Below are 18890 nucleotides of genomic sequence, written 5' to 3'. Positions count from 1 at the left end.
CCCCGCAAGCCTTAGCCCTGCAGCTGCGCCCACATTTCGGCATCGCGTTCTGCGGTCCAGATCCGTGGCGTATCGATGCCGCGGGCCTCGTCATAGGCGCGTGCAACATTGAACGGCAGGCAGTGCTCATAGATCGCAAAGTCCTTGAACTTCGGATCGCATTCAGCCCGCACCGCATCCCATGCTTCCTTCAGCGTGCCGCCGCGTGCCACAACCCTGGCCACCGGGCGGTAGGTGGAATCGACAAAATCACGGGTGCTGTCGATGGCCGCACTCACCATCTCGCGACCGACCAGCGCATCGCCGCGTCCCGGGCCGATCGACTGCGGATCAAAGGTCTGGATCATGTCCAGCGTATCGCTCCAGTCGTCGAAATGGCCGTCGCCGCAATAGCAGGCAGATTTGTATTCGACGATATCGCCGGTGAACATGACTTCCTCGTCCGGCACCCAGGCCACGATGTCGCCAGCAGTGTGAGCGCGTCCGAGATGCATCAGGTCGACCCGGCGCTTGCCGAGATACACAGTCATGCGTTCGGAGAACGTGGTAGTCGGATAGGTCAGGCCCGGAATGCTCTCATGTCCCTGGAACAGGCGCGGGAAGCGCTGGAATTCGCTGTCCCAGTCTTCCTGGCCACGCTCCTCGACCATCGAGCGCGCGACATCGCCCATGATCACGGTCGGCGCATTGTAGGCCGAGGCCCCGAGCACGCGCACGGCGTGGTAATGCGTCATCACCAGATGGGTGATCGGTTTGTCGGTGACTGAACGGATCTTCTCGATCACCTTGTTTGCCAGACGCGGGGTGGCCTGCGCCTCGATCACCATGACGCTGTCATCGCCGATGATCACGCCAGAGTTTGGATCGCCTTCGGCAGTGAATGCCCACAGGTCACGACCGATCTCGGTGAACGAGATCTCTTTTTCGGCCATGTCGCCGGCGGATGCGAATTTCTTACTCATTGTATTTTGGATCCCTTTTTATGCGCATAAATGGAAAGATAGGTGGGTGAAAACAGGATCACGACAAACGCTATTCCCAGATTTCCCCCCGCTTTGTTTCGTGACATCGTGTGCAGCAGTCCCGGGTATCTGGCATCCAGGATCGGAAGCAGCACAAACAGGGCCGGCAACCCTACCCAGATCACAAACGACATCGCAGTCGCGGCAACAGCCAAAAGGCGCGCCTGCAGTTCTGTCGTGTACCGAACGAACCTGAGCAACGCCACGGCGTTGACCAGGATTGCAGTTGCAGCCACCGGCACCAGCCACCACGTGACCCGGACCGGGCCGTTGAAGACGAAGTAGAAACCCATCCCCACCGATACCCAGTTGGTCAGCGAACTTACAGAGACAAAGGTCCGACGGTTTAGCGCCGTCGGATCAGATGCCTTGCCCGCATAATATTCCGTCACCCCTTCTCTACCACCTGCTCGATGGCACCGAATATCGAATGGCCGTCGGCGTTTTTCATTTCAATCCGGACAGAATCGCCAAACCGCATGAACGGTGTGGTCGCTTTGCCGGATGCGATCGTTTCGATCATGCGGATCTCGGCAATGCAGGAATAGCCCGCACCGCCCTCGCTCACAGGCTTGCCGGGGTCACCGTCCGGTCCCTTGTTCGAGACCGTACCTGAGCCGATAATCGAACCTGCGCAAAGCGCCCGCGTCTTTGCCGCGTGCGCAATCAGCTGCGGGAAGTCGAACGTCATGTCGATGCCGGCATTGGCGCGCCCGAAGGCTTTGCCGTTCAGTTCGACCTCGAGCGGCAGGTGCAGCTTGCCGCCGTCCCACGCATCGCCCAGTTCCTCCGGGCTGACCGCCACCGGCGAGAACGCCGAGGATGGTTTCGCTTGAAAGAACCCAAAGCCCTTGCCGAGTTCCGCCGGGATCAGCCCGCGAAGGCTCACATCATTGACCAGCATGACCAGTTCAATGGCTTCGCGGCAGGTGTCAATGTCAGCGCCCATCGGCACATCGCCGACGATCACCGCCACTTCGCCCTCGCAATCGATGCCCCAGGCTTCATCGCCCATCCGGATCGGGCCGCGCGGGGATAAAAACGTGTCAGACCCGCCCTGATACATCAAAGGCTCTTCCCAGAAGCTCGCCGGCATCTCCGCACCGCGCGCCTTGCGCACCAGCTCGACATGATTGACGTAGGCCGAACCGTCTGCCCACTGATAGGCCCGCGGCAGCGGCGACAGCGCATCGCGTTCATGAAACCGCTCGGTCGGCTCGGCACCGGATTCAAGCATCTGCGCCACATCCTGAAGCCGCGGCGCCACATGCTTCCAGTCGTCAAGCGCCGCCTGAAGCGTGCGCGCAATGTGCGGGACGCCGGAGGCGCGGGTCAGATCGCGCGAGACGACGACCAGGCGTCCATCCCGGCTGCCGTCACGAAGTGTGGCAAGTTTCATGCGATTTTCCTTTTTGATTTTGAGGGCGGCAGCTGCAAGTCCAGTCCGTCGCGGCCTATCGTCAGGTCCCCGTCCCAGGTGGTTCGGGTTTGTTCGGTCCAGTGGGTTTCGCTGATCTCGGGATCATCGGCCGGCACCAGGTGATTGAGCACGAGATGACCAACCCCGGCGCTGGCGGCGATCCGGCCCACATCGGCGGCCATTGTGTGACTGGCAATGAGATGCTTCTTCAGCCGGTCACCATTGCCGGTGCGCGCAACCAGCCGGTCGACGCCGTCGGGATGCATGGCTTCATGCACCAGAATGTCGGCACCCTCGGCGAAAACCGCCAGCGGCGGGAAATAGGCGGTGTCGGCTGAAAACACGATGACGCGCCCGGCATGACTGATCCTCAGAGCGTAGCACTCGGTGACTGGAGGATGGTCAACCCGTAGGGCCTCGATCAGAAGTCCGTCTTCCTCAAGCAGATGTCCTTCGCCAAATTCCTCGATCATCACGAGATCACGAATATCAGGCCGGCCCTCATCATCTATCCTGAGATCAATGTCATAGCGGAGCGAAGCCAAAAAACCGTCCCAGACAGCCTTGGTGCCCACCGGCCCGAAAACCCTGACCTTTTTCTTGAGACCTGCAGTCCATGCTGTGTGAAGCAGTGGCCCGAGTTCGAGCACATGATCGGAATGCAGATGCGTGATCAGCACCAGATCGAGGCCTGACAGCGCCACGCCCGCTTCCACAAGTCCGCGCGAAACGCCCAGACCGCAATCAATCACGATCCGGCGTCCACCGATCTCCAGCAGCGATGATGTCGGCGAAGGCCCGCCCGGCCTGATGGCCGGTCCACCCTTTGAGCCCAGTATAACCAGACGTTCGTTCACTTTCCCCCCGACCAGCCGCCGGCTTCCGGCGTGCCGTCAAATTTCCTCTCCAGCCCTTCCCAGCAATTCACATATCCCGTCTGCAGTGTATCAAGTTCCGCAGCAAAGCGGGTAACCATCTGCGGAAAACGGGTTTCAAACATGAAAGCCATCGTGTCGGTCAGCTTGACCGGTTTCAGCTCCACCGTCGAGGCCTTTTCAAAGGCATCATGATCAGGTCCATGTGGCATCATCATGTTGTGCAGGCTCATGCCTCCGGGCACGAAACCTTCTTCCTTGGCGTCATACTGGCCCTGGATCAAGCCCATGAATTCGCTCATGATATTGCGGTGATACCACGGCGGCCGGAATGAGTGTTCGGCGACCATCCAGCGCGGCGGGAAAATCACGAAATCGATGTTTGCCGTCCCGGCCTCGCCCGAAGGAGCAGTCAGCACCGTGAAGATCGACGGATCGGGATGGTCGAAACCTATAGCGCCAACCGGCGAAAACGTCCTGAGGTCATATTTGTACGGCGCATAATTGCCGTGCCAGGCCACCACATCGAGCGGTGAATGCCCGATGGCTGTGACATGAAAGGCGCCGCACCATTTGATATGCACGAGACAGGTGGTTTCCTTGTCTTCATAGGCGGCAACAGGCGTCTTGAAGTCGCGCGGATTGGCAAGGCAGTTTGCGCCGATCGGTCCGCGTTCTGGCAGCGTAAATTTCGCGCCATAGTTCTCGCAGACATAGCCGCGCGCACGCTCCACACCTTCGGCCCGCTTCACCTTGAACATCATGCCGCGCGGCAGCACCGCAATCTCCAGCGGCGCAACTTCAATGATGCCCATTTCGGTGAAAATTGTCAGCGCGCCTTCCTGCGGCACGATCATCAACTCGCCATCGGCATTGAAGAAATAGTCGTCTTCCATGTCGGCGGTGAGCGCATAGATGTGGGTTCCCATGCCAACCTGTCCGACAACATCGCCGGCGGTGGTGATGGTGCGCAGCGAATCAAGAAAATTCACCGCGCCATCCGGGTATGGCAGCGGATCCCAGCGTCTCTGGCCGAGCGACAGGATATCGGCACTGTGATGCGGTCCCGAAAGCCAATGGGGCCGTTCGATCACGCGAAAGTCGGTGGTGTGGCGCACTGTCGGGCGAATTCTATAGAGCCAGGACCGCTCGTTGGTGCCGCGCGGGGCTGTGAACGGAGAGCCGGAAAGCTGTTCGGCATAGAGGCCATAAGCGCAGCGCTGTGGCGAATTCTGGCCCTGCGGCAGCGCGCCTGGCAGGCTCTCGGTTTCAAAGTCGTTTCCAAAACCCGGCATATAGGCAAGCGTCATTGGAGCACCCCGGCAACGGTTCAAATCAGACGCTCACTAAATCAGTTGTAAATGTAACTATCAACCACTCAGCAGTCGCAGCGCGTTGATTTTACCGCTCTTCCGGTCCCCTGAGGCTCCATCTTGCTTAAATGGCCAATTGACCGTAGGCCTATGGCGCTGCCCGTTGACGCATTGCGCGCAAGGCCACAGCCCCGAGAGGAATTTCCGGGTCAACGCATACCAAACAGGGGCAAGACATGAAGTTAAGCGCACCGACCCAAATCGTATTTCTCATCTCGCTCGTGATCGCCATCATCGGAATCCTGGTGGCTCTCGCTGTGATTCCGAGCCTGCCGATTTCCGCCTTCTGGATTGTCGTGATCGGCTATGTCGTTCTGGCACTGGGCTGCCTGCTCAAACGAGTCTGATCCGAACTTTTGCAGAACGCAATTCTGTCAGAATGACACCGGGCGGCTGACCAACAGCCGCCCCCTAGCATTTCAGCCGCGCCCCTTGCCCATCAGGTGCGGCAACATGGCAGAAAAATCCATGCCCTTGCCTTCACCGGCGACGAAATCGGCATAGAGCTCGGTTGCCCGAGCGCCCATCGGGGTGGCGGCATCGACGCTTTGTGCGGCCTGCTGGCTGAGCCGTAGATCCTTGAGCATCAGGTCGCTGGCAAAGCCCGGCTTGTAGTCATTGTCGGCCGGGCTTTTTGGGCCGATACCGGGCGCCGGGCAATAGGTGTTGACCGACCAGCAGGATCCCGACGAGGTCGACACCACGTCGAACAGGCTCTGGCGATCAAGGCCGAGCTTGTCGGCGAGCGCAAAGGCTTCGCAGACGCCGATCATCGAGATTCCCAGGATCATGTTGTTGCAGATCTTGGCTGATTGACCGGCACCCGCCTCGCCGCAATGCACGGTCTTGCCGCCCATCACCTCAAACAGCGGCATTGCCTTGGCGAATGAATCCGCCGATCCGCCAGCCATGAAGGTCAGTGTTCCGCCAGCCGCGCCGCCAATGCCGCCCGAAACCGGCGCATCCACCGAGAGCAGTCCTGCCGATTTCGCCAACTCGTGCGCAGCCTTGGCGCTGTCGACGTCGACAGTCGAGCAATCGATGAACACCGCACCCGCCTGACCGGCCGGTACGATCTCGGCATAGACCGAGCGCAGGATCTCGCCATTGGGCAGCATGGTGATGACCGCATCCTGACCGCCTGCTGCTTCCGCCGCAGATTCCGCATTGGCAGCGCCTTCAACGGTCACACCGGCGACATCAAAGCCGGTCACCTGATGCCCGGCCTTGATCAGGTTGGCCGCCATCGGCGCACCCATGTTTCCCAGTCCGATAAATCCGATTTTCATGACGTACTCCCAAACATTTTGATACCAAACGGCAAACCGTGCCGTGACTAGAAACCGATATCGCCGCCATGCGGCTCGGACAGCATCGCCGCCACGGTCTCGCCCATCACATCTTCAACACTTGCGTGACGCCAGCGCGGATTGCGGTCCTTGTCGATGATCGCCGCGCGAATGCCCTCGACGAAGTCACCTTCGGAAGCGCTGCGCGATGTGAAACGGTATTCCTGCTGCAACGCCGAGCGAATGTCGTCACTCCCACGCGCCCGCCGCACCAAAGCGATGGTGCATGAAGTCGACAGCGGCGAGCCGGCCCGAATGGATTTAGCCGTCGCCTCACCCCATGCATCACCGGGAAGCGACGCCAGAATGTCTTTCAGCGTCTCCGCGCCAAAGTGCTCGTCCACCTGATCACGCATCGCCATCAGCGGACCATCTTCCGGGTCTCGCGCAAGCGCTGCGACCGCCGACCAGTCTCCGCTCTCGATCAGGTTTTCCTTCAGCTCCGGCCAATCCGTCTCCGGAATGAAGTAGTCGGCAAACCCGGCGAGAATCGCATCAGACGCGTTCATCCGGTAACCGGTGACGCCGAGATACTCGCCCAGACGGCCCGGCGCGCGTGCCAGAAGCAGCGTACCGCCGACATCAGGCACCAGTCCGACCGCACATTCAGGCATGGCAATCTTTGAGCTTTCGCCAACCACCCGGTGCGAGCCATGCAGCGACACGCCAACGCCGCCGCCCATGGTGAAGCCCTGGCAGAGCGAAATATAGGGTTTGGGATAGGCGGCGATCTTGGCATTGAGCCGGTATTCATCGCGCCAGAAGGTGCGACCGGCGTCGAAATCGCCCTTGGACGCGGTGTCGTACATGAACTGCAGATCGCCACCCGCCGAGAACGCCTTGTGCCCTTCGGCATCAATCAGCACGCAGGCCACGCGGTCATCATCGCGCCAGCCATCAAGTGCTGCTTCAATCGCCAGCACCATCTCGTAGGTGACGGCATTGAGCGCCTCGGGCCGCTGCAGCGTGATCTGGCCGATGCGCCCGATCTTGCGGATGCGGATGCTCATGCAGCCCGCTCCGCCAGCAGTGCCCGCGAAATGATCACCCGCATGATCTCGTTGGTGCCTTCGAGAATCTGGTGCACCCGGAGATCGCGGACGATCTTTTCGACGCCATAATCCGCCAAATAGCCGTAGCCGCCATGCAGTTGCAGCGCGTCATTGGCGACCCTGAAAGCTGTGTCGGTGACAAACCGCTTGGCCATGGCGCAGTATTTGGTGGCGTCAGGCGCCTTGCGGTCGAGCTTGCTTGCGGCCTGGCGCAAAAAGATCCTCGCCGCCTGCATTTCGGTTTCCATGTCGGCGAGCCGGAACTGCAGCGCCTGGAACTGGTCGATGGTTTTGCCGAAGGCTTCGCGTTCGCCCATATAGGCGAGCGTCTTGTCGAGTGCCGATTGCGCGCCGCCCAGTGCAGACGCCGCGATGTTGAGCCGCCCGCCATCAAGCCCGCTCATGGCATAGCGAAAGCCTGCGCCCTCTTCGCCGAGCAGATTGTCGGCCGGAATGACGCAATCATCAAACTGCACTTCCGATGTCGGCTGCGAACGCCAGCCCATCTTGTTCTCAGGCGCGCCGAAGGAAAGTCCCGGCGTGCCATTGTCGACAACAACCGCGGAAATGCCCTTGGGTCCGTCAGCGCCGGTCCGGGTCATCACCAGGTAGAGGTCTGAAAAGCCGCCGCCCGAAATGAAAGCCTTGGTGCCGTTGAGCTTGTAGCCTTCATTGGTCCGCTCGGCGCGGGTTCTGAGCGCCGAGGCGTCAGATCCCGAACCAGGCTCGGTCAGGCAATAGGATGCGATCTTGCTCATGGTGACGAGATCGGGCAACAGCCGCGCCTTCATCTCGTCCGACCCATAGGACGACACCATCCAGGTGCACATATTGTGGATCGACAGGAACGAGGCCACCGACGGACAGGCGATCGACAGCGCCTCGAACACCAGCGTGGCGTCGAGCCGGGTCAGGCCCGACCCGCCATCTTCTTCCGGCACATAGATCGCAGCCAACCCAAGCGCTGCGGCTTCCTCAAGCACGGAGCGCGGAATTGCCTCTTCCTTCTCCCACTGCGCCGCAAACGGGGCAATCTTCTCGGCGCCGAAATCCCGCGCCATATCGAAGATCGCCTGTTGTTCCTCGTTCAGCTCAAAGTCCATGGCAAATCCGCCTCCCAATCCCTGACTGTATATCTGGCTGCCGTCACCCCATGGTCGGGATGGAGAACTCGGCGCCTTCCTTGATACCCGAAGGCCAGCGCGCGGTCACGGTCTTGGTACGGGTGTAGAAGCGGAAAGAATCCGGACCATGCTGGTTGAGATCGCCGAAGCCGGATTTCTTCCAGCCGCCGAAGGTGTGGTAGGCGAGCGGCACCGGGATCGGCACATTGACGCCGACCATGCCGATGTTGATCCGGCTGACGAAATCACGCGCGGTGTCGCCGTCACGGGTGTAGATCGCTGTGCCGTTGCCGTATTCATGTTCCATCGGGTAGCGAAGCGCTTCGGCATAGGTCGGAGCGCGGACAACGGATAGAACCGGCCCGAAGATTTCCTGCTTGTAGATGTCCATGTCGCGGGTGACATTGTCGAACAGGCAGCCACCAATGAAGTTGCCGTTCTCATAGCCCTGCAGCTTGAAATCACGGCCATCAACCACAAGCTTCGCGCCCTGCTCGACGCCGGAATTGACGAGACCAAGAACCCGATCACGCGCCTCCTTGGTGACAAGCGGACCGAAGTCGACATCATCACCACCTGTATAAGGTCCGATCTTCAACGCTTCGACGCGAGGCGCCAGCTTTTCGATCAGCAGATCGGCAGTCTTTTCGCCCACCGGAACAGCAACAGAAATCGCCATGCAGCGCTCGCCTGCAGCGCCGTAACCGGCACCGATCAGCGCGTCGACGGCCTGGTCCATGTCTGCATCTGGCATGATGATCATGTGGTTCTTGGCACCGCCAAAGCACTGCACTCGCTTGCCGTTGGCGCAACCGCGGGCATAGATGTATTCAGCGATCGGTGTCGAGCCGACAAAGCCGATGGCCATGATTTCCGGATGGTCGAGGATCGCGTCAACCGCCCCCTTGTCGCCATTGACGACATTGAGAATGCCGTCCGGAGCGCCGGCTTCGCTCATCAGTTCAGCCAGCATCAGCGGCACCGACGGATCACGCTCGGATGGCTTCAGGATGAACGCATTGCCTGCAGCGATCGCCGGGCAGAATTTCCACATCGGGATCATCGCCGGGAAGTTGAACGGCGTGATGCCTGCGACCACGCCCAGCGGCTGGCGCAGCGAGTACATGTCGATGCCCGGACCTGCACCCTCGGTGAATTCGCCCTTCAGGAGATGCGGAGCGCCAAAGCAGAATTCGGCCACTTCCAGACCACGGATCACGTCGCCCTTTGCGTCGGGTATGGTCTTGCCGTGCTCGCGCGACAGCGCTTCGGCGAGCTTCTCCATGTCGCGGTGCAGCAGCTCGACGAACTTCATCAGCACGCGTGCGCGCTTCTGCGGATTGGTCGCAGCCCAGCCGACCTGGGCCTTGGCGGCGATTGCAACGGCTTCAGCCATTTCCTCGGTTGACGCCAGCGGCACCTTCGCCTGAACTTCGCCCGTCGCCGGGTTCATGACGTCGGCAAACCGGCCCGATTTGCCCTTAACGTGCTGGCCGCCGATAAAATGGGTGAGTTCTTGCATGGACCTGTCTCCGGAATGATTACGTTGGCCGCACTGTGCGCCTACTGATCTTGATGTTCAACCAGCCAGAGCGCCCAACCGATGTGCACAAACCGTAGTCCGGTCAGGCTGCCGACAGTCCCCCATCGACCTGCAACGTCTGGCCAGTGACGAAACTCGATGCCGGATCAGCAAGATAGATCAGGCCGGCAATCACCTCGTCGACCTCGGCCAGCCTGCGCATCGGGATTGCCTGTACCATGGCGGCTTCGGCTGCATCGCGGTTGATACCCGCCTTGTCGAGAAAATCGGTCGCCATCGGTGTCCGCGCAAACGAAGGGCACAGCGCGTTGATCCGGATGCCCCGGCGCGCATACTCGATCGCCGCCGACTTGGTCAGGCCAACCACACCATGCTTTGCGGCCGCATAGACCGACAGCATGGGGGCGCCGACCACGCCTGCGACCGAGGCCACATTGACGATCGCACCGGTTTCGCCAATCTCCCGGAAGCGTTTTTCCATGACCGGCAGCTGCGCCCGCATGGCGTAGAACACACCCATCAGGTCGACATCGATGACTTTCCGCGCCACATCGACCGGCGTCTTCGGCAACGGCATCATGTCATGCACGATACCGGCATTGTTGACGGCAATATCCAGCCGCCCGAATTCGTCCATCGCCTTTTTGACCAGCTGCTCGGACAGCTCAGGGTCAGAAATGTCCCCGCTGACCGCCACGGTCTTGCCGCCAAGCTCGTGCACCAACGCGTCCAGCCGGTCTGAGCCAAAATCACTAAGCACCAGACCGGCGCCGGCCTTCGAGAAATACTGTGCTGCTGCCTTGCCAAAGCCGCCGGTCGCACCGGTCAGAATGACAACCTGTCCTGAAAAATCTGCCATCACTCAAGCCTTTCCGGACATGATGTCGTTTGCCATCTGTGCCAGTTGCGGCACGGCCTTGCCAATTTCGCGGGCGCGCTCCGGATTGGAGGCGTTGCCATCGAGCGAGCGCTTGTAGACGCCTTGCAGGATGGCCGCGAGGCGGAAGAACGAAAACGAGAGACAGAAGGTCCAGTTGTCGACGGCGATCCCGCTTCGTTCCGAGTAGAGCGCCACATATTCGGCTTCCGTCGGGATGCCGAGCTCCGCCCGGTCAAGACCACCCAGGCCCCGGAAGCCGCTTTTGTGCGGCAACCGCCACTGCATGCACTGGTAGGACAGATCCGCCATCGGGTGCCCCAGCGTCGACAGTTCCCAGTCGATCAAGGCCAGAACCTCGCCGCCATGCGGAGCAAAGATCATGTTGTCGAGCCGGTAGTCGCCATGCACCACCGAGACGATCCCGTCATCATCGGGCAGGTTTTCCCAAAGCCAGTCCATCAGCCGGTCCATATCCGGCAGCTCTTCGGTCTTGCTGGCGATGTATTGCTCGCTCCAGCGCCGGATCTGTCGGGCGAAATAATTGCCCGGACGGCCATAATCGGCCAGTCCGGCAGCTTCGGGGTCGACGCTATGAAGCCGCGCCAGAACATCGTTCATGCCGTCATAGATCGCGGCCCGCTCGTCCTTGCCCACTTCCGGCAGCGCCGGGTCCCAGAAAATTCGGCCCTCGACCATTTCCATGACGAAATACATCCGTCCAATGGCGCTGTCCTCTTCAGACAGTCCGTAGACTTTCGGCACCGGCACGTTGTTTTCGGCCAGCGCCTTCATCACCCGATATTCACGGTCGACCTGATGCGCTGATTTCAGAAGCGTTCCCGGTGGTTTGGCGCGCAGCACATATTTTCCGCTGTCAGCCTCCACCCGGTAAGTGGGGTTGGATTGCCCGGTGTTGAACTTCTCGATCGCGTGCAGTCCGGAAAACCCGGGCACGAGTTCGTGCAGTTCGTCTGCGAGCGCTTCCATGTCAAAGGGTTCAGCGTCCATATCATGCGTCCTTGAACAGGCGGATATCATGCTGCACCGAGAGCCCGCCGTCGATGGGAAGAATAGCGCCGGTGATATAGGCGCCCGCGCGGCTGCAAAGGTAGAGTGTGGCTCCTGCAACATCGTCGGGTCCACCGATACGTCCGAGCGGCACTCCGGCACCGACCTTTTCGACCTGCTCTTCCTTGGCGGTGGCAAATGCCGTCATCCGGCTCTGAAACGGCCCGGGTGCGAAAGCATTGACTGTGATCCGCTTTGCAGCGAGCTCTTCAGCCAGGATTCTGGTGAGGTGATGCACCGCAGCCTTCGACGCGGAATAGGAATAAGCCCCGTCAGCAGCCGGCTGCGTTCCCATCACCGACCCGAGATTGATGACGCGCGCCGGATCAGTATCGCTGGCGGCATTGACCAGCAACGGCGTCAGGTCTCGGGTGAGCGTGAACAGGCCCGCCACGTTGACCGACATCACCTTGGCCCAGGCCGCATGCGGGAATTCTTCATAGGGAGCGCCCCAGGACACGCCGGCATTGTTGACCAGAATGTGGAGCTTGTCCGTGCGCGCCTTGATCTCCTCGACTAGTGCCGCCACGCCATCGGCGGTGCCAACGTCGCCGGCAAATCCTTCAGCCGATCCTGAAGCTCCCAAAGCATTGATTTCAGAGGCAACCCTGACGCAGTCCTCACCCTTGCGGGACGCGATCAAAACGCGCGCGCCGGCCTGAACCAGACCTGTCGCGATCATCCGGCCGATCCCGGTTGCACCGCCTGTGACCAGCGCGATTTTTCCCTTCACGCCAAACAGGCTGCCAAGATAACTGTCGCTCGTTTCACTCATGATTTCTCCCCCCGCATTATTCCGGCGTGCTCGCCTTTGCATTGTTTCCTGACAATAGCGCTGTCGCGTCGATTGACAACATACTCCATAGTATGTTCAAGTTCTCGCCAACTGCAAGACAGTTTGAAAATATAGTTTTTACCCGTCGGCACGAGTGCCGGGCGGCTTCACGAGGGGCAGGATCAGGGATGGCGACCGCGGCGCGATCGACCAAATACCGGCGTCAGAGTGACACCGACCTTTCCCGCATGGAGATCATGGAGGGGGCGGCCCTTTGTTTCGAATCGCGCGGCTTTGCAGCCACCAGCCTTGATGAGGTCGCGGCCCGCATATCCTCGACCAAGGGGCGGATCTATCATCATTATGCGTCCAAGGCGGAGCTGTTCCTCGACGTTTACCGCGCCGGCATGATGATGAATTTTCAAGCCGTAGAGCCGCTTCTCGAGCTTGAAATGCCCGCCATCAACCGCTTGAAAGCCGTGCTCAAGGCGCATGTTCTCTGCGTCATCCGGACCAAGGCTTTCCAGAATGTCGTCGGTCAGGGCGTCGATATGCTGCGTCACGGAACCATGCCCGCCAACGAACACGCGGAACTGCGTCAACTGGCCGAGTTGCGTGACGCCTACTCCGAGCACTTCGCCAAAGTACTCGAGGATGCCATGGCCGACGGCGACATCCGGTTCCAGAGTATCAAGATCGCACTGAACTCCGTCTTCATGTGCATAAACGGACCGATCGTCTGGTTCACACCGCGAAGTGGTCAGTCAGAAAAAGAGATTGAAGCGGTCGCTGATGAGTGTGTGCTCTATGCGATCCGGCTTCTGGGTTACACGGGCAAGATGCCCTGAGTTAAGAATTGAACGAATATTTATCCGATCGAACATTTGGAGGAGCAACCCGATGACCGAAGCAAAGCCGATGGATCTTGGTGTGACCAAGCATCTGCAACCCATTCTCGAAGCCGTGCGCGACATGGTTCGCAACGAGATCATGCCGCTGGATGAGGAGTTCCTCACCGAAGTCGGGTCCCAAGGAGACCGCTGGAGCTACACGCCGCGCCAGACCGAGATCCTCGAAGGACTGAAGGCGAAGGCAAAGGAGCGCGGTCTGTGGAACCTGTGGCACACCCAGGCCAAGGATGGACTGACGACGGTCGAATACGCCTATCTCGCTGAAGAGATGGGTAAAGCGCATCTCGGTGCTGAAACCTTCAACTGCTCGGCGCCCGACACCGGCAACATGGAAGTGCTCGACCGCTATTCCACCGCTGAACACAAGAAGCAGTGGCTTGAGCCGCTGCTTAATGGTGAAATCCGCTCCGCTTACCTGATGACCGAGCCTGACGTTGCGTCATCCGATGCCACCAATGTTTCAATGTCCTGCGTTCGTGATGGCGATGAATATGTGCTCAACGGCGAAAAATGGTGGGCTTCGGGCGCCGGCGATCCGCGGTGCAAGATCTACATCGTCATGGTCCGCACCGGCGACGAGAACACCCCCAAGCACGCGCGCCACTCGATGATCCTGGTGCCGGCCGGCACCGCAGGCATCGAAAAGCTGCGCCCGATGCAGGTCTACGGTCAGGACGACGCGCCGCATGGCCACTTCCATATGCGCTTCACCAATGTCCGGGTTCCGGCCGGCAATCTTCTTGTTGGCGAAGGCAAGGGTTTCGAGATCGCCCAGGGCCGGCTTGGACCTGGCCGCATTCACCATTGCATGCGGGCGATCGGACAATCGGAAATGGCGCTGGAACTGATGTGCAAGCGCTCACTCGAACGCGAAGCCTTCGGCAAGAAACTGGCCCAGCTCGGCGCCAATTACGACATCATCGCCGAATGCCGCATGGAAATCGAACAGGCGCGGCTTCTGTGCCTGAAGGCTGCCTGGATGATGGATCAGGGCGATGGCCGTGCTGCAGCCCCCTGGATCAGCCAGATCAAGGTGGTCGCACCGCGCGTGGCGCTCAAGGTGACAGATGAAGCCGTTCAGATGTTTGGCGCGCAGGGCATTTCCCAGGACACGCCACTGGCGCGCAGCTGGACCCATCTGCGCACGCTCAGGCTGGCCGATGGCCCCGATGCCGTCCACCGCCGTCAAGTGGCCCGCACCGAACTCAAGCGCTACACGCAGGAAAAGGTCTGATCGATCATGAAGGCAATTGTCTGTTCCGAATACGGCCCGGTCGCAAATCTCGAGTACCGGGATCTGCCTGATCCCTCTCCCGGCCCTGACGAAGTTGTGGTCAAGGCCGAAGCCATCGGGGTGAATTATCCCGATGGCCTGCTGGTCCAGGGCCTCTATCAGATGAAGCCCGAGACGCCGTTTGTCCCGGGCATGGAGGCCGCCGGCATGGTCGATGCGGTCGGCGCGAACGTCACCCACGTCAAGCCCGGTGACCGGGTCGTGGTGATGCTGAGCAACGGCAGCTACGCCGAAAAGGTGCTGGCGCCGGGTAACAAGGTGTTCCCGATTCCGGCTTCGATGGATTTCGCCGACGCCTGCGCGCTGATGTGCGCCTGGGGAACCTCGCATCATGCGCTGAAACAGCGGGCCAATCTGCAGGCGGGCGAAAACCTGCTGGTGCTGGGTGCTGCCGGATCGACAGGGCTCGCAGCGATTTCGATCGGCAAGGCCATGGGCGCCCGCGTCATTGCCGTGGCATCGAGCGAAGAGAAGCAGAAGGCTTGCCTCGAAGCAGGCGCCGATATCGCCCTGCCCTATGACGGATTGCGCGACGCCCTCAAGCAGCATGCCCCGCGCGGCGTTGATGTGGCGTTTGATCCGGTCGGCGGAGCTGCATTTGACGTCGCCGCCCGCGCCATGGCCCGCAATGGCCGTCTGCTCGTCGTGGGCTTCGCCTCCGGCGAAATCCCGAAGCTGCCGGTCAATCTGGTTCTGCTCAAGGAATATTCGCTGGTTGGCGTGTTCTGGGGCGCGTTTGTTGCCAAGGAGCCGGACGTCTACGCCGCAAACAATCGCGAACTGTTCGGCTGGCACTCCGAGGGCCGGATCAAGACGCACATCGATGAAAGCCGTCCGCTGTCGGAGGCCGCTTCGGCGGTTCAGCGCATTCTCGATCGTGGTGCCATCGGCAAGACGATCCTCACTCCCTAAGCCTTGATCCTGCGAGGAACCGACAATGACCCTGCCCTCCAGCATGAACGCCCTGATCCTCAAGGGGCACGGCTTTGGCAACACCCGCACGGGGGCTGCCATCGAGACGCTGGAGCCTTATCTGGAGTATGGCTCCCTGCCCGTGCCAAAGCCCGGGCCGGGCCAGGTGCTGATCAAAGTGCGCATGGCCTCGATCAATCCGTCGGATCTCTATTTCATCAAGGGCGAATACGGACAGCCGCGGATCAAGGGCGCGGCTGCGGGGTTCGAGGGCGTTGGCGACGTCGTAGACGGCAAGGGGATTTATGCACGCTATCTCAAGGGCAAGCGGGTGGCCTTTGTCGGTGGCGTCAACGGCTCCGGAGCCTGGGCCGATTACATCGTCGTCGAGGCCGCCATGTGCGTGGTGGTCAAACCGGCGATGCGCGACGAGGATGCGGCTGGTCACGTGGTCAACCCGGTGACGGCCTGGACCATGTTCGACATCGTCAAGGGCTCGGGCGCGAAGAGCTTCGTCTTCACCGCGGCCTTCTCCCAGCTCGGCAAGCTGATGGCGGGACTGGCGCGTGACAATGGCTATGCGATGATCGCAGTCATCCGCAAGCAAAGCCAGGCGGCGCATTTGAGCGAACTTGGCGCCAAGCATGTGCTGGTCGAAACCGATCCGGACTTTGCCTCGAAACTGGCTGCCCTGATGAAATCCGAAAAGCCGCGGATCCTGCTTGATGCGGTCGCCGGTCAGCTGGCGACGGATGTCTTCACGGCCATGCCTGCCCGTGCCCGCTGGATCATTTACGGCAAGCTCGACACCGAGGCGCCGGTGCTGAAGGAGGCGGGTCAGTTCATCTTCATGGGCAAGACAATCGAAGGCTATTGGCTGATGAACTGGTTCCGCAAGGCGTCGATTCTGACAAAGCTGAAGACACTGCGCGCTGTGCAGAACCGTTTCATCTCTGGCGCCTGGAGCACCGAAGTGGTGGCGAAGGTGAAGCTAGCCGACGTGATTCGCGATCTGCCCGACGCCCTGAAGCTCGGTGACGGCAAGGTGATGATCGTACCCTGACCCAGCGCAGCCTTGATCCGACACATGCAAATATTATTCTATCCTAATGATATGATTCGATATTCCCGCACTCTTCATGCACTGGATGAGCCGCAAGTGTTTGCCGGGACGACGTGAAACTTTCCATTCCTGTTCTCCGTCCTATCTTCAAGACAACGGAGGTACGGTCATGACACGAATTTTCCAGTTCACAGCATTCCTGGCAGCATCACTCGCAGCCCTGCTCCTGGCGCTGGCGCCCGCCCAAGCCGACGACAAGGCAGCGGCGCGCCTGGTTATCGAAAGCCAGATCAACGCGTTTCTCAGCGACGACATGGCAACCGCCTATTCCTTTGCCGCGCCCTCGATCAAGCAGATCTATCCCGATCAGAACCGGTTTTTCGAGATGGTCAAGCGCGGCTACCAGCCGGTCTATCGTCCGGGCAACTTTGCCTTCGGACGCGTGAAGGTCGCGGGCGATGGCGCGGGCATCGTCCAGGAAGTCATCATCCAGGGCCCCGATGGTCAGGACTGGACAGCGCTCTATTCGCTCGAACGCCAGCCCGACGGCAGCTTCAAGATCAATGGCGTCCAGATGATCAAGGCCGGCGCTCCCCAGACCTGAGCCACGCAGTGGCCACGTCGTCTGATGTGCCACAGGCCTTCTTGTTTCGGGCTGCCCGGAACCAAGCAGTGGCGGCTGCGTTGACCGTGCCTGGATCGATATTGCGATCCTGACCGGTTTCAAACTATGCTCGATACTGTCCGCGTGCGAAGCAATTTCTTTTGCGCGCGACGAGCTCGCGAAGGGAGAAGTACAATGAGTGTCGCCTTCACCAAGGAAGAAAGCTCCGAAACCGCAGCCGAAACCCTGCTGCCCGACCGGCCGATTTCCGAGCATCCCAATCTGGTGACGCTCACCGGGTTGAAGCAGCTGCAGGCAAACCTGGATGCGGCGCGCGCGGCTTATGATGCTGCAAACGAGATCGAGGACGTCAACGAGAAGCGCCGGCAGCAGGCAAATCCCTTGCGCGACGCGCGCTATTTTGCAGAGCGTGTGCACTCGGCCGAAATGATCCCCGACCCGGTCTCCCATGAAATCATCGCCTTTGGCTCGACCGTCACCTACACCCGCGACGATAACCCGCCGCAGACCTACCGCATTGTCGGCGAGGACGAAGCCGACCCGAAATCCGGGTCTATCTCGTTCGCCTCCCCGGTCGCCCGCGCGCTGATGGGCAAGGCGGTCGGCGATGTGGTCGAGGTCAATGAACAGGATCTGGAAGTCATTTCGATCGCCTAAGGCGGTGGCCTGCGCGACCGCATTTGCCCGACGCAATTTCGCCGCTGCCATGCAAAGGCAATCCCGCGCGAAAAATCGCCGGGGTGTGAGCACAAGCATTCCGGAGAGCCGCACGCGGGCATTGCCTCTGGAAATGGTAAGGTATGGGGTGGCGCAACCCGCGCGCGGCCCGATTATCGCCGGATGAAGTCCGCATCCGACAGGCGATCTCCACTTCGCTTGACCCACTTGAGGGCTTTCACCCGACGCGAGCCTGTCCGGGTTTCCCCGGACTGCCGCCCCGGACGTGGAGCAGCAGTGGAAGTCTTGCGCGTGGTTTCCGGCACGGTTGCAAACCCCGGCAAAGGGGTTTGAACCGCCACAGGCCCGGTCCGCTGTCAAATCCTGATCCCGCATTGGCGCGAAGGCCGAGATCCGAGGTCGTTCCGGTGGCCGACTGAACCTTATCATCCGTGAGGAGCCGAGGTCCGCCGACGGAGCCACGCTGGTTACCGCCTCCTCCCAAGTTTTGCCGCACGTTACGACACAACCCGAAAGGCCTTCCTCACGCCTGGACCGACACGTTCGCGGGTCCATCCGTCAGCGGGAGCACGGCAAGTGTGACATAGCCGAGGGAGGTGGGGAAAATTTGGGGTGGAAATTTTCGTGGCGGGGCGTGCGGTCTCCTTTTCCACGCTTGTGAGGGAGAAAGCAAAATCATGATCTTAGCGTCAGCTAAGTCATAGATTTTGCAAGAGAGAAGGTCGATGTGCATGCAGGGACCGTCCCCCTCAATTCCATAGGACCGCCATATGCAATCAGCTCTCGGGCTTTGGGGCTGCAAGGCCGATCATTTTTTGCACCGATTAATGCGGCCATGTGGCCTCAGTTGCCATTCCACTTCAAACCCCTTGGCCATGCCGGATCGCTTGATGATCTGGGAGATCAGTTCGCGGCCCCTTTATCTG

Annotated in this window: 19 protein-coding genes; 7 read left to right on the top strand and 12 right to left on the bottom strand. The window is 60.4% G+C overall.

Annotated features, from left to right (window positions below; all coding sequences use genetic code 11):
- Positions 1–11: 11 nt before the first annotated feature.
- Genes WNZ14_RS13835 through hmgA form a run of 5 tightly spaced genes read right to left on the bottom strand, consistent with a single transcriptional unit; the run spans position 12 to position 4627 of the window.
- Entirely contained in the window at positions 12–962 is a 951-nt protein-coding gene (locus tag WNZ14_RS13835) for an MBL fold metallo-hydrolase (protein ID WP_342869228.1), read from the bottom strand.
- A complete protein-coding gene (locus WNZ14_RS13830) occupies positions 959–1414 on the bottom strand; it encodes a hypothetical protein (RefSeq protein ID WP_342869227.1) in 456 nt (151 codons plus the stop codon). Before WNZ14_RS13830 ends, WNZ14_RS13835 begins: the two co-directional genes overlap by 4 nt.
- Complete coding sequence (locus tag WNZ14_RS13825; RefSeq protein ID WP_342869226.1) at positions 1411–2421, bottom strand: fumarylacetoacetate hydrolase family protein; 1011 nt, start codon at positions 2419–2421, stop codon at positions 1411–1413. Before WNZ14_RS13825 ends, WNZ14_RS13830 begins: the two co-directional genes overlap by 4 nt.
- Positions 2418–3299, bottom strand: coding sequence for an MBL fold metallo-hydrolase (locus WNZ14_RS13820; RefSeq protein ID WP_342869225.1), 882 nt, complete (start codon positions 3297–3299; stop codon positions 2418–2420). Before WNZ14_RS13820 ends, WNZ14_RS13825 begins: the two co-directional genes overlap by 4 nt.
- Entirely contained in the window at positions 3296–4627 is a 1332-nt protein-coding gene (hmgA, locus tag WNZ14_RS13815) for a homogentisate 1,2-dioxygenase (protein WP_342869224.1), read from the bottom strand. Before hmgA ends, WNZ14_RS13820 begins: the two co-directional genes overlap by 4 nt.
- A gap of 239 nt (positions 4628–4866) precedes the next feature.
- Here hmgA and WNZ14_RS13810 point away from each other — a divergent pair, with 239 nt between their 5' ends.
- Positions 4867–5037, top strand: a complete 171-nt coding sequence (locus WNZ14_RS13810) for a hypothetical protein (RefSeq protein WP_342869223.1) — start codon at positions 4867–4869, stop codon at positions 5035–5037.
- 72 nt (positions 5038–5109) lie between these two features.
- Here WNZ14_RS13810 and mmsB read toward each other — a convergent pair whose 3' ends face one another.
- The 7 genes from mmsB to WNZ14_RS13775 all read right to left on the bottom strand — a co-directional run bounded on the left by mmsB (position 5110) and on the right by WNZ14_RS13775 (position 12481).
- Positions 5110–5979 carry a 3-hydroxyisobutyrate dehydrogenase gene (mmsB, locus tag WNZ14_RS13805; protein ID WP_342869222.1) on the bottom strand — a complete coding sequence of 290 codons (870 nt, stop codon included), beginning with the start codon at positions 5977–5979 and terminating at the stop codon, positions 5110–5112.
- A 47-nt stretch (positions 5980–6026) separates the two neighbouring features.
- Positions 6027–7049: an enoyl-CoA hydratase/isomerase family protein gene (locus tag WNZ14_RS13800; RefSeq protein ID WP_342869221.1), complete on the bottom strand. Its 1023-nt coding sequence runs from the start codon at positions 7047–7049 to the stop codon at positions 6027–6029.
- Positions 7046–8194 (bottom strand): acyl-CoA dehydrogenase family protein, encoded by a 1149-nt coding sequence (locus WNZ14_RS13795; protein WP_342869220.1) that lies wholly within the window; start codon positions 8192–8194, stop codon positions 7046–7048. Before WNZ14_RS13795 ends, WNZ14_RS13800 begins: the two co-directional genes overlap by 4 nt.
- Positions 8195–8237: 43 nt before the next feature.
- Positions 8238–9737 carry a CoA-acylating methylmalonate-semialdehyde dehydrogenase gene (locus tag WNZ14_RS13790; RefSeq protein WP_342869219.1) on the bottom strand — a complete coding sequence of 500 codons (1500 nt, stop codon included), beginning with the start codon at positions 9735–9737 and terminating at the stop codon, positions 8238–8240.
- Between the two features lie 103 nt (positions 9738–9840).
- Positions 9841–10617, bottom strand: a complete 777-nt coding sequence (locus WNZ14_RS13785; RefSeq protein ID WP_342869218.1) for an SDR family NAD(P)-dependent oxidoreductase — start codon at positions 10615–10617, stop codon at positions 9841–9843.
- Positions 10618–10620: 3 nt separating this feature from the next.
- Complete coding sequence (locus WNZ14_RS13780) at positions 10621–11646, bottom strand: phosphotransferase family protein (RefSeq protein WP_342869217.1); 1026 nt, start codon at positions 11644–11646, stop codon at positions 10621–10623.
- 1 nt (position 11647) lies between these two features.
- Positions 11648–12481 (bottom strand): SDR family oxidoreductase, encoded by an 834-nt coding sequence (locus tag WNZ14_RS13775; RefSeq protein ID WP_342869216.1) that lies wholly within the window; start codon positions 12479–12481, stop codon positions 11648–11650.
- 188 nt (positions 12482–12669) lie between these two features.
- On the opposite strand from WNZ14_RS13775, the gene WNZ14_RS13770 reads away from it, so the two are divergent.
- The 6 genes from WNZ14_RS13770 to greA all read left to right on the top strand — a co-directional run bounded on the left by WNZ14_RS13770 (position 12670) and on the right by greA (position 17943).
- Positions 12670–13329 carry a TetR/AcrR family transcriptional regulator gene (locus tag WNZ14_RS13770; RefSeq protein ID WP_342869215.1) on the top strand — a complete coding sequence of 220 codons (660 nt, stop codon included), beginning with the start codon at positions 12670–12672 and terminating at the stop codon, positions 13327–13329.
- Positions 13330–13381: 52 nt separating this feature from the next.
- Positions 13382–14626 carry an acyl-CoA dehydrogenase family protein gene (locus tag WNZ14_RS13765; RefSeq protein ID WP_342869214.1) on the top strand — a complete coding sequence of 415 codons (1245 nt, stop codon included), beginning with the start codon at positions 13382–13384 and terminating at the stop codon, positions 14624–14626.
- A gap of 6 nt (positions 14627–14632) precedes the next feature.
- On the top strand, positions 14633–15598 hold the full coding sequence (locus WNZ14_RS13760; RefSeq protein ID WP_342869213.1) for an NADPH:quinone oxidoreductase family protein: 966 nt from the start codon (positions 14633–14635) through the stop codon (positions 15596–15598).
- A gap of 25 nt (positions 15599–15623) precedes the next feature.
- A complete protein-coding gene (locus WNZ14_RS13755) occupies positions 15624–16661 on the top strand; it encodes a zinc-binding dehydrogenase (RefSeq protein ID WP_342869212.1) in 1038 nt (345 codons plus the stop codon).
- A 169-nt stretch (positions 16662–16830) separates the two neighbouring features.
- Positions 16831–17265, top strand: a complete 435-nt coding sequence (locus tag WNZ14_RS13750) for a DUF4864 domain-containing protein (protein WP_342869211.1) — start codon at positions 16831–16833, stop codon at positions 17263–17265.
- Between the two features lie 195 nt (positions 17266–17460).
- Complete coding sequence (greA, locus tag WNZ14_RS13745) at positions 17461–17943, top strand: transcription elongation factor GreA (protein WP_342869210.1); 483 nt, start codon at positions 17461–17463, stop codon at positions 17941–17943.
- Positions 17944–18890: the final 947 nt, after the last annotated feature.

It is taken from the genome of Hoeflea sp. AS60, from assembly GCF_038900115.1.
In the GTDB taxonomy this organism is placed as follows: domain Bacteria; phylum Pseudomonadota; class Alphaproteobacteria; order Rhizobiales; family Rhizobiaceae; genus Hoeflea.
This window is presented reverse-complemented; position numbering and strand designations above follow the sequence as displayed.